Origin of the sequence: Mesorhizobium sp. CA15, assembly GCF_020165215.1 — a bacterium.
GTDB lineage: Bacteria > Pseudomonadota > Alphaproteobacteria > Rhizobiales > Rhizobiaceae > Mesorhizobium.
In genome coordinates this window covers 180,834-192,252 of record NZ_JAIUHQ010000009.1, presented here as the reverse complement: position 1 = coordinate 192,252, position 11,419 = coordinate 180,834, and the positions used below count along the sequence as shown (strand labels likewise).

The window sequence follows — 11,419 nt, the reverse complement described above, 5'->3', positions numbered from 1 at the left end:
GGGCCGCCCCTGCCGCCCGCGCCCGCGGCGCGCTGCTGTCCAACAAGGCGACGGTGCGCTTCGACATCCTGGAAGCCGAAAAGCGCCCGGTGAATGCCGCGGCCGATCATACCGAGGTCAAGGCGGTGGCCTCCGTCACCGTGCGGGAATCGCCGACGGCGACGGCAACTTTGCTGTTCGATCCGAACCATTCCTGGAACGAGCGTATCCTTGCCGAGCAGTTCCGCTACTGAGCCGGCGCAAGGATATTGTTTCGATCAATGCGTGTCGCCCAAAAGCGCGCAGCGGTTTTGGGCATACGGCGTGATCAAGCAAAGATATAAAGCGCGGAGCCTCAACCGTTTCAGCTCGACGCGCTTTAAGCATCGCGATTAAGGTTACGGCTTCACAATCGCTGTATTTCGGTCCGTTTCTGTTGACAAATCGAGGGCTTGCGCCTAACTGCAACACCGATCTTGCAGGCGCGCGGCGCCTGCCGCGGCTACTGTGTCGCGATTTTCCCAACCAACAAAGACAACAAACACTTGTCCTCAGACACCACGATCGCTCAAGAAGCGTTGACATTCTCAGACCTCGGCTTGTCGCCGAAGGTTCTCTCCGCGGTCACCGATGCCGGCTACACCACGCCGACTCCGATCCAGGCCGGCGCCATCCCGCATGCGCTGCTCGGCAAGGATGTGCTGGGTATCGCCCAGACCGGCACCGGCAAGACCGCTTCCTTCGTGCTGCCGATGCTGACGCGCCTGGAAAAGGGCCGGGCGCGAGCACGCATGCCGCGCACGCTGATCCTCGAACCGACCCGTGAGCTCGCCGCGCAGGTCGAGGAAAACTTCATCAAATACGGCAAGAACCACAAGCTCAATATCGCGCTGCTGATCGGAGGCGTCTCCTTCGACGAACAGGACAAGAAGCTCGAGCGCGGCGCCGACGTGCTGATCGCGACGCCCGGCCGCCTGCTCGACCACCGCGAGCGCGGCAAGCTTCTGCTCAACGGCGTCGAGATCCTCGTCATCGACGAGGCCGACCGCATGCTCGACATGGGCTTCATTCCCGATATCGAGCGCATCTGCGAGATGATCCCGTTCACGCGCCAAACGCTGTTCTTCTCGGCGACGATGCCGCCGGAGATCACCAAGCTCACCGAGAAGTTCCTGCACGCGCCGGTGCGCGTCGAGGTTTCGAAGGCCGCCTCCACGGCGACCAGCATCACGCAGCGGCTGGTCAAGTCCGGCTCAAAACCCTGGGAAAAGCGCGAGACGCTGCGCAATCTGATAAAGGCCGAAGACGCCGATCTGAAGAACGCCATCATCTTCTGCAACCGCAAGGTCGAGGTGTCGGAGCTGTTCCGCTCGCTGTTGAAGCATGATTTCGATGCCGGCGCGCTGCATGGCGACATGGACCAGCGCGCCCGCATGCAGATGCTCGCCAATTTCCGCGACGGCAAGCTGCGCTATCTCGTTGCCTCAGACGTCGCAGCGCGCGGTCTCGACATTCCCGATGTCAGCCATGTCTTCAATTATGACGTGCCCATCCACGCCGAGGATTACGTCCACCGCATCGGCCGCACCGGCCGCGCCGGACGCGCCGGCAAGTCCTTCACCATCGCTACCCGCTCCGACACCAAATATGTCGACGCCATCGAGAGGCTGATCGGCACCAAGATCGAGTGGCATGACGGCGACCTGTCGACCGTGACCGAGAGCGAGGGCGAGGAGCAGCCGCGCCGCGGCCGCGGCGCCCCGCGTCGCGCCGGCCGCAAGGACGAGGACCGCAAGGATCGGGGCGAGCGCAAGAAGGACGGTCACGCCAAGCGCGACGAGACGCCCGATGCCGCGCGTGAGGAACAGCCTGTCGCCGAAGTGGCCGACATCGCCGAACGCCGCGCCCGCAAGGACGCGATCCGTTCCGAGAACGAGCGCAAGGGCCCTGGCAGCCGTCACGAGCAGCGCGGCGACGCCCGTCCGCAGCGCGACCGCCCCGGCCGCCATCGTCAGGAAGAAGACGACGCAACCGTCGGCTTCGGCGACGACGTGCCGGCCTTCATGCGGATCGTCGCGAAGGTCTGAAGCCGATATCGGCGTAGTCTGAATTGAAAACGGCCCCACACGGGGCCGTTTCGTTTTTGGCTTCGCCTGAAGCAATCCAGCCAAAGGCGATGCCTACATCGGACCCGGCATCATCTTGGTCGGCTTCTCAAGCATCGGGAACTCGGCCTTGCTGCATTTCACGTTCGGGTTCGTCGGGCTGAACATGCCGTTCGGATTGTCCCTGAACAGCCATGCATGCAGGTCGTAATGGACGAACTCCCTCGGAATGAGCGGGTAGTGGCCTTCCATCGGCCCCATGAATTTCTGCCCGAACAGCGTCGGCACCTCCTTGGTGTCCGGCGTCAGCGGCACCAGCCATTCCACCCCGACCAGCTTCAAGCCTTTCTTGGTTGGCTCGTAGATCAGGACGTTGGGTTTCATCGGGTCGAGCGGCTTGCCGACGCTCGGGACGTTGACGAAATGGATGCCCATCGCGCCCTTCTGATAGTACATAGCGCCGTCTATCTTCTCGCCGGCATAGTGGATGCAGCCGACGGTCGACAAATAGAGGTCGCGAACAGCGGCGGTGTAATCTTCATACTTGGCCAGCGATTTCTTCAAGGCTTCGATGTCGGCCTTGTTGGCGTCCTCGGCCCGGGCCGAAGCGAGCCCGAACGATGTGCCGATAAGACATGCCAAAACGACGACGCCGCAGCGCCCCAAGCGAGCTGTTCTTGTCATGCATTCCTCCCAGATTCTCTTGATCTGGCCGTGCAAGACCGGGGCGGTAGATGTTGATTGCGCGGCCGATTGACCGCCCCATCCCCTCTGGAACAGCAGAATGTTAGTCCTTTCCCTGGTTCTGGAAAAGCATTAATTAGAACAAACTAATGTCCTAAGGCCTTATCCATCTTTGGACCATTTCAAACAAAAACGGCCCCCTTCGGAGCCGTTTGTCTTGATGGAATTGCGCCTCTGCGCGCCGTTTTCTCAGGTGAGCGGCGACAGCTGGATTTCGACGCGGCGGTTCTGCTCGCGGCCGGCGGCGGTCGCATTGGATGCGATCGGGCGGGTCTTGCCGAAGCCGGTGACGGCGAAACGGCGCTGATCGACGCCTTGGCCGGACAGGTAGTTGGCGACGGCAAGCGCGCGACGCTGCGACAGGTCGAAATTGTGCTCGTCGCCGCCTGTCGAATCGGTGTGGCCGAACACGTCCACAGTGGTCTGGCGGAATTTCTTCAGCACCAGCGCGACCGAATTCAGCACCGGATAGAAGCCCGGCTTCACCGCGTCCTGGTCGACATTGAAGGTGATGTCGGACGGCATGTTGAGGATGATCTGGTCGCCGCTGCGGGTGACGCTGACGCCGGTGCCCTGCAATTGACGGCGAAGCTCGGCCTCGTTTTGGTCCATCGTCGCGCCGATCGCGCCGCCGGCGAGCGCGCCGATGCCGGCGCCGATCAACGCGTTGCGGCGGTCGTTGCCACCGGCCAGCAGGCCAAGGCTGGCGCCTGCCAGCGCGCCGAGGCCGGCACCGGCCGCCGTGTTGGAGATCTTCTGGTCGCCAGTATACGGATCGGTGGTGGTGCAGGCGCTCACCAATAGAGCCGTCGCCACGGCGACGAGCACAGTCTTCTTCATGAGATTGGTCCCTCTCCAATTCGCGGCCTTTGCGACCGCGCCAAATCAGCCCTTCCGCAGCCTTGTAGCATGAAATGCGGCGAAAAACGGAACGGGAATGCCGCCGGTAAAGTCCGGCGGTGGCTCCCGTGTCGGCTCTACCACAAATTCTTGCCGTTGATGACCACCACCTCGACCTTGTCCAGATCGAAATCATCGAACAGGCGCGAATTGACGCTGATCTTCGGGTTGTCGAAATCCGGCTCTCCGGTCGACCAATCAGGCGTCTCGGTGAAGGTGCCGCAGCCGCAAATGGCGCAGAAACCATGCTTCACCGTCTTTGAGCCCCAGCGATAGAAGGAGACATTCTCCGGCGGGCTCGTCAGCTTGAATTGCGACGGCACATAGTAGGCCCATAACGAGCCCCGCTTCGAGCAGAACGAGCATGTGCATTGCGTCACCGTCCGCGGCGCCTCGGCAACCTCGAAGGTTGTCGCCTTGCAGTGACAGCTTCCCCTGATGGTCATGGACTCAACCTCTCCGTTGTCCGCCGCGCCCTTAGTTTCACGCAATTCCGGACGGAAAACCGCTACGCACTTTTCCTGGAATTGCGCACTCTGGATTCACGCAATTCCGGACGGAAAACCGCTGTGCACTTTTCCTGAATTGCGCACTCTGGATTCACGCAATTCCGGACGGAAAACCGCTGTGCACTTTTCCTGGAATTGCTCGGTGCAAGGCAACATAAAGAAACCGTCCTGACAACCGTCTGTCAGCAAAGTCGGCAGCCTTCTCCTGCCGTGGATCGAGCCCCAGCGCCTCGCCTTCCGCGGCAGGTTCAGAGCCCTAGTAAGAGGGAGGCGGCACGAACAGGCAGATGGTCTTGCCGGCGTCGAGCCCGGCCTGGTGCGCACACCAGTGGTACTCGCCGTCGGGCGAATTCTTGACCCGCTTGTCGGCATAAGCCACCACTTCGCCCGTACCCTTTATGACGTAGCCCTCGGGCCGCTCGCTGATCGATGACTGCGGCACCTCCTTGCAATCGTAGTTGGCACAACAGGCAAAGGGGTATTTCCAGCCTTGCGGCATGGCCGCGGTGGGCTGAGCATCGTGCGCAGCAGCCGGCGGCGCCAGCGCCGCGATCGCTCCAACGGCGAACAGGGAGAACAAAAGTCGGCCAGCCGGTCGAACGGCTTGGGCCGATCTTGATATGGCAGCAGACATCGAAGCGTTCCTTTCGAGCATCAAGCGTTTTCGCTTGCCCGTTCCCGGAACGTGTCTTCCCAGTGGCCGGATCGTCGGTCGCAGATATGCCGCATCCGGCCATAAATGCTTTTTACCCAGCACGAAGGCTGGGCTGATTCCCTGGCTGGCGCAAGCATTCGCTTGCAACGGCAATGCCGCGCTTCACGCCAACCTCTGCCATCCAGAATCGTGCGTCGGCTTGGTTAATGAGCGGTTAGCCGCGCGGATCTGGTGCCCGACAACGAGATTCGGCTCAAGCTGGTTCCAGACGTTCAGTCGGGAACATGCTCATCATACTGCGGCAGGTCGTCGGCGATTGTGAACCATTTCGCCTTGGACCCGACAAAAATGTGCGCGCTCGGCCGTATCGTCGGCTCGTCGACCAGCGTGCCCATGGCGACATGCACGTAGGCGCCGTCGCGGACCAACGAATAGAGGAGCGAGCCGCATCGGCCGCAATGCGCGTCGTGGCCGCTCTCGTCGCCAAAGAGCAGCAGACCGCCCTCGCCCGCGATGAGACGGAGCTTGTCGCGCTCGATACCGGCGAACGGCTTGAACGCGGAGCCCGTCGTGCGCCGGCAGTTCGAGCAATGGCAGTTCGCCGCGTAAACGAATTCGTCCGCAACCTCATAGTGGACGGTGCCGCAGAAGCATTTTCCCGCAAGTACCGTAGACACCGGCTTCCTCCGCTCCTGCAACGGGTGCGTACTAGTCGAGGTCCGCCACCGCTTCGCCTGCGCCGCCCTCGATGCGATGCGAGAGCGAGGCTTCCATGAATTCGTCGAGGTCGCCGTCGAGCACGCTCGAAGGCGAGGTGCTTTCGACGCCGGTGCGCAGATCCTTCACAAGCTGATAGGGCTGCAGCACGTAGGAGCGGATCTGGTGGCCCCAGCCGATATCGCTCTTCGACGCCTCGGTGGCATTGGCGACCGCCTCGCGCTTCTTCAGCTCTTCCTCGTAAAGCCGCGAGCGCAGCATTTCCCAAGCCTTGGCGCGGTTCTTGTGCTGCGAGCGCTCGGCCTGGCAGGCGACCGCTATGCCGGTCGCCAGATGGGTGATGCGAACCGCCGAGTCGGTAGTGTTGACGTGCTGGCCGCCCGAACCCGAGGAACGATAGGTGTCGATGCGCACGTCGGATTCGGAAACATTGATCTCGATCGAGTCGTCGATAACCGGATAGACCCAGACGCTGGCGAAGGAGGTGTGGCGCCGCGCGTTGCTGTCGTAAGGCGAAATGCGCACCAGGCGATGGACGCCGGACTCCGTCTTAAGCCAGCCATAGGCGTTGTGGCCCTTGATCATCACGGTGGCGGATTTGATGCCCGCTTCTTCGCCGTCATGGACTTCCAGCACCTCGACCTTAAAGCGGCGGCGCTCGGCCCAGCGCGTGTACATGCGCAGGAGCATCGAGGCCCAGTCCTGGCTCTCGGTGCCGCCGGCGCCGGCATGGATTTCGAGATAGGTATCGTTGGCGTCGGCCTCGCCCGACAGCAGCGTTTCGACCTGGCGCGCCTTCGCCTCGCCCTGCATCGAACGCAGCGCCGCCTCCGCTTCCGCGATGATGGCATCGTCGCCCTCTTCCTCGCCGAGCTCAATCAGCCCGATATTGTCTTCCAGCGCCTGCGTCATCCCCTTGACGGCAGCGATGCCGTCCTCGAGCTCCTGGCGCTCCCGCATCAGCTTCTGCGCTTCGATGGGATCATTCCAGAGGCTGGAATCCTCGGCGCGCGAATTCAGGTATTCAAGCCGCTTTACAGCCTGATCCCAGTCAAAGATGCCTCCTCAGCAGGGTTATCGCCTGCCTGATCTCATCGACGATGTTGAGCGTTTCCGCGCGCATGGCTCTTGGTTCGGTCCTGTTCTTTTCGGTCTTTTCGGAATAGGCGCGATACATAGGCACGGCATCGTTGCCTGTAAAGCGAAATGGGCCGGCACCACCCTGCCGGCCGATTCGCCAAATCCGGCAACGTCAGTAGAGGCCGCCGCCGCCGTCCTGGATGGCCTGGTTGGCCTGCGGCGACAGCGCTCCGCCCGAACCGTTCGAGCCATCCGCGCCCATGCCGATCACCCAGTAGCTGTCAGCCGGACCGGTGCCAGGCTTGAAAGCCTCGATGATGGTGTTCGGATCGCCTTCGGCGGCACGCATGCCGGTCTTGCGGTTGATTGCGATCAGCTTCATGCCGTCGGGAACCTGGAAGTCGGTGTTCGGCTTGCCGTCGAGCGCAACGCGCATGAAGTCCTTGAAGATCGGAGCCGCCAAGCCGCCGCCGGTGGCGCCGTGGCCAAGGCCGCGCGGCGTGTCGTAGCCCATATAGAGGCCGACAACGAGGTTCGGGGTGAAGCCGATGAACCAGGCGTCCTTCTCGTCATTGGTCGTGCCGGTCTTGCCGGCGATGTGGCGGCCGAGCTCGCCGATGGTGGCGCCGGTGCCGCGCTGCACGACGCCCTCCATCATCGAGGTGATCTGGTATGCCGTCATCGGGTCGAGCACCTGCTCGGAATTATCGACCAGCTCCGGCTCGGTCTGGTTCTTCCACTCGGTGGCATTGCAGCCTTCGCAGCCGCGCTCGTCCTGCTTGAACACCGTCTTGCCGTAACGGTCCTGGATGCGGTCGATCAGCGAGGGTTTGATCGATTTGCCGCCATTGGCCATGATCGAATAGGCCGACACCATGCGCATGACGGTTGTCTCGCCCGAGCCCAGCGCCATCGGCAGATAGGGCGCCAGATGATCGTAGACGCCGAAGCGCTCGGCATATTCCACGACCAGCTTCATGCCCATGTCGTTGGCCAGCCGCACGGTCATCAGATTGCGCGACTTTTCGATGCCCGAGCGCAAGGTGGCCGGGCCCGCGACCGTGCCGTCATAGTTCTTCGGCGTCCAGGTGGTGTTGCCGCTCTGGATGGTGATCGGGCCGTCCATGATCACCGAAGCCGGCGTGTAGCCATTGTCGAGCGCCGCCGAATAAACGATCGGCTTGAACGAGGAACCGGGCTGGCGCATCGCCTGTGTGGCGCGGTTGAATTCCGACTGCGCGTAAGAGAAGCCGCCGACCATGGCCAGCACGCGGCCGGTATGCGGATCCATGGCGACGAGGCCGCCTTCGACCTCCGGCACCTGGCGCAGCATGTAGGTGTTGTCGGAGCCGTCGTTCTTCTGCACGAAGATCACGTCGCCGGGCTCCAGCACTTCCGCCGGAGACTTCGCCCTGACGGACTTGCCGTTGACGAAGTGGCGCATGGCGAAGCCCATGTCCTCCTTGCTGACGGTGCCCTGGACGCGCTCCTTGACCAGATCGCCGGAAATCTGCCGCGTCGGCTGGATGCCGATGGTCAGCCCGGTTGCCGAACTGTCGAGGACGACGGCCAGCGTCCATTCCGGAACATCCTCGAGACCCTTCACGTTGCCGAGCGGCACGCCCCAGTCGCCGGTGACGTCGATATGCGTCACCGGACCGCGATAGCCGCGCAGCATGTCGTATTTGAGCAGGCCGTTCTGCATCGCTTTGCGGGCGATAAGCTGGACATTCGGATCGAGCGTGGTGCGCACCGACAGGCCGCCCTCGTAAAGCGCATTCTCACCGTAGCGCGCGATGATCTGGCGGCGGACTTCCTCGGTGAAGTACTCGCCGGCAAAGAGGTAGGAACCGTTGCGGCGCGGCGTCACGCCGAGCGGTTCGGCCTTGGCCTTGTCGCCCTCCTCGCGGGTGACGTAGCCATTCTCGACCATCTGGTCGATGACCCAGTTGCGGCGCTCCAGGGCACGGTCGGCGTGCTTGAAGGGGTGATAGTTATTCGGGCCCTTCGGCAACGAGGCGAGATAAGCGGCTTCCGCGACTGTCAGCTCGTTGACGGACTTATCGAAATAGGTGAGCGCGGCGCCCGCGACGCCATAAGCGCCGAAGCCGAAGAAGATTTCGTTGAGATAGAGCTCGAGGATGCGGTCCTTCGAATAGGCCTGCTCGATGCGGAAGGCCAGGATCATCTCCTTGATCTTGCGCTCATAGGTCTGATCGGAAGAGAGCAGGAAGTTCTTCGCCACCTGCTGGGTGATCGTCGAGGCGCCGACCTGGCGCCGGCCGGAACCTAAATTCTGCAGGTTGACGACGATGGCGCGGCCAAGGCCGGTGATGTCGATGCCCGGATGGTTGTAGAAGTTCTTGTCCTCGGCCGACATGAAGGCGGCCTTGACGCGGTCCGGGATGGCCTGGATCGGCAGATAGAGACGCCGCTCGCGCGCATATTCAGCCATCAGCGCGCCGTCGGAGGCATGGATGCGCGTCGTCACCGGCGGTTCGTATTTGGCCAGAACCTCGTAGTCGGGCAGGTCCTTGGTCAGATGGCTGATATAGATGGCAAGACCGGCCGCCACCAGCAGCGCCAGCGTCGTGCCGATGCCAAAGAAATAGCCGATGAGACGAATCATGCCCGCTCCAGTCCGAGGTTCGGGAATTTCCTAAACGAAGCCGACAGTCGCGCAAGCTTCCCGGGGCGGTCCCAATCCGCAATCGAAAAACCCATGTAGCGGCCATGTGGACAAAATACGGCAGCGCGAAATTTGAGGACTCGGTTGCCGAATAATAACGCCGGGTGTTGTCGTCATGCAACGCTGCTTGCGGTTGCAGACGTGCGGCGGTTGCGGGCCAGGTCCGGCGGGTCAGCCGCCCGTCGCGGTTCCAGCCTTGGCGGCGGCAAACAGGGCAACCGCGTTGGTTATGCTTTGCGCCGCCTTGCCGCGCCAGTCGGCGTTCAGCAGTTGCGCCTCGTCCTTGTTATTGGAGAGGTAGCCGAGCTCGACCAGGACGGACGGCACGTCCGGGGCCTTGAGCACCCTGAAGCCGGCCGAGCGCTGCGGATTGTTGATCATGCCGACGCTGGTCGACAGCTGACCGACCAGCGTGTGGGCGAAGCTCATCGAGAAACCATGGGTCTCACGGCGGATCAGGTCGATCAGAATGTCAGTGACTTCCTTGTTGTCGTCCTCGATCTTCATTCCGGCAAACTGGTCGGACAGGTTCTCGCGATCGGCGAGCGCTTGGGCCTCCGGGTCGGAAGCCTTGTCCGAAAGCGTGTAGACCGTCGCGCCGCGAAGACCTTTGACGGCGATCGTATCGGCATGGACCGAGATCAAAAGATCGGCCTCGTGCTGGCGCGCGATGCGCACGCGTTCGTCGAGCGCCAGGTACACGTCGTTGTCCCGCGTCATATAGACATCGTATTTGCCGACCGCGGCCAGCTTGTCGCGCAGTTCCTTGGCAAAAGCGAGCGTGACGTCCTTCTCGACCGTGCCGGCGGAGCTTTCGGCGCCGCCATCGACGCCGCCATGACCGGGATCGATAACCACCGTGAAGCGATGGCCGGGCGCCGAGACCGGTCCGGTGCCGACCCGTTCGCCTTTTTCGGTCGAAACCGTCGAACCAGTGGTCAGCGACTGGTTGGCGAGAGCTTCGTCGAACTCCCGCTCGGAGGCAGCCGACATATCGATGGCGATGCGATAGCCGCTGCCGTCGTCATTCTTGAGCACGTCGAGCTTGTCGACGACGAAAGGGCCCTTGCCGGTGAGGATCAGGCGCGAGCCATGTCCCTGATCGCCGTAGCGAACGGCCCGTACAAGACCCCGCGGCTTCACATCCTTGGCGTCGAGCGCGAATCGCGTGCGCGGCAGATCGACGACCAGGCGATTGGGACCGCGCAGCAGGAACCATTTGACGTCCGGCTCGTGGTCAAAATTCACGACGATGCGCATCTTCGCGGCGTCGCCGGCCATCTTGTAGCCGGTCGCGCCAAGCAAGGTTTCGGCGTGCACGGCGGCGAAACAGGACAGGACCGCCAGCAGCAAGCCAGTCCAGGTCACGCGCAGGAGATGCCCGGCGGCCCCACCTCTCTTGTCTGCGGCGCCCGCCAATCCCATCTCTTATCCGTCGCTCCCGGTTTGACGCATTGCGCCCGGTCTTCTCGCAGAATGCCTGTCAGGCCGCCAACTCGATTAACGATTGGTATTCAGAGAAGGTTAACCAAGCCTTTCATAGGGCGGACGAAGGCGCCTTCCCCAAGGGAAGCGCTTTTTGCCGGCATCCGAAATCGGGGTTGCCTTCCATCCCGCCAAATCATAAAAGCGACATTGGATCACTGCAATCCTGGAACCGCTCGCCTCAGCAGTTTCCTGCCAAAGGCTGGATGCAAAGGCGGCTCCTTTATCCTTCCAGGCTCAGGTGGTCGCGACGATTTTCGCAGGCGTGCCCTCGTGGCGGGGGAATCGCTTGCGTGAGGAAAACGGCCGGGATTGTCCCGCGCCGGCTCTTTATGAGCAAACAAGCTGGTCCGGCTTAGCCCGGGCTTTGGTTCAAAAGGTTCTGCCGGGTGCCGATGGCTTCAAGCGCAATCATGGAAAGGTCCGCATCAAACCGCGCCGTAATGGCTGCGGGCGGCACCGCCATTGCGCTCAAGCGGCGGCCGGCGGACATTCAATTATCCGGCATGCACACAGATACAGGCGCACAGCGGCGGGCATTGCCACGCCAGCTGCG

The 11,419-nt window shown here is 62.4% G+C and carries 10 protein-coding genes and 1 pseudogene; 2 read left to right on the top strand and 9 right to left on the bottom strand.

All coding sequences use genetic code 11. The features are described 5' to 3' along the window. Nucleotides 1–233 (top strand): annotated as a pseudogene (locus LB515_RS17110) (NAD kinase); the annotation flags it as partial. Between the two features lie 291 nt (nt 234–524). Continuing rightward, nucleotides 525–2,066 (top strand): DEAD/DEAH box helicase, encoded by a 1,542-nt coding sequence (locus LB515_RS17105; protein WP_224708417.1) that lies wholly within the window; start codon nt 525–527, stop codon nt 2,064–2,066. A gap of 93 nt (nt 2,067–2,159) precedes the next feature. Here the strand turns inward: LB515_RS17105 and LB515_RS17100 are convergent, their stop codons facing one another. From LB515_RS17100 to LB515_RS17060, 9 genes are all read right to left on the bottom strand, one after another. Next, a complete protein-coding gene (locus tag LB515_RS17100; RefSeq protein ID WP_140842830.1) occupies nt 2,160–2,768 on the bottom strand; it encodes a hypothetical protein in 609 nt (202 codons plus the stop codon). 249 nt (nt 2,769–3,017) lie between these two features. After that, nucleotides 3,018–3,668, bottom strand: coding sequence for an OmpA family protein (locus tag LB515_RS17095; protein ID WP_027170410.1), 651 nt, complete (start codon nt 3,666–3,668; stop codon nt 3,018–3,020). 137 nt (nt 3,669–3,805) lie between these two features. Next, a complete protein-coding gene (locus LB515_RS17090; protein WP_224708416.1) occupies nt 3,806–4,174 on the bottom strand; it encodes a GFA family protein in 369 nt (122 codons plus the stop codon). A 319-nt stretch (nt 4,175–4,493) separates the two neighbouring features. Continuing rightward, complete coding sequence (locus LB515_RS17085) at nt 4,494–4,871, bottom strand: hypothetical protein (RefSeq protein WP_095767886.1); 378 nt, start codon at nt 4,869–4,871, stop codon at nt 4,494–4,496. 293 nt (nt 4,872–5,164) lie between these two features. Beyond that, nucleotides 5,165–5,569, bottom strand: a complete 405-nt coding sequence (locus tag LB515_RS17080; protein ID WP_224708415.1) for a GFA family protein — start codon at nt 5,567–5,569, stop codon at nt 5,165–5,167. Nucleotides 5,570–5,600: 31 nt separating this feature from the next. Next, nucleotides 5,601–6,732 (bottom strand): peptide chain release factor 2 gene (gene prfB / locus LB515_RS17075; protein WP_141245365.1). Its coding sequence is split into 2 segments (ribosomal slippage): nt 5,601–6,665 and nt 6,667–6,732, totalling 1,131 coding nucleotides; the frame shifts between segments, so codons are not numbered across the junction. A 129-nt stretch (nt 6,733–6,861) separates the two neighbouring features. Next, nucleotides 6,862–9,318 carry a penicillin-binding protein 1A gene (locus tag LB515_RS17070; RefSeq protein ID WP_140842825.1) on the bottom strand — a complete coding sequence of 819 codons (2,457 nt, stop codon included), beginning with the start codon at nt 9,316–9,318 and terminating at the stop codon, nt 6,862–6,864. A 231-nt stretch (nt 9,319–9,549) separates the two neighbouring features. Then, nucleotides 9,550–10,803, bottom strand: coding sequence for an N-acetylmuramoyl-L-alanine amidase (locus LB515_RS17065; RefSeq protein WP_224708414.1), 1,254 nt, complete (start codon nt 10,801–10,803; stop codon nt 9,550–9,552). A gap of 415 nt (nt 10,804–11,218) precedes the next feature. Further along, the gene (locus LB515_RS17060) at nt 11,219–11,356 is read right to left on the bottom strand and encodes a hypothetical protein (RefSeq protein WP_176477023.1); all 138 of its coding nucleotides are present in this window, start codon (nt 11,354–11,356) and stop codon (nt 11,219–11,221) included. Nucleotides 11,357–11,419: the final 63 nt, after the last annotated feature.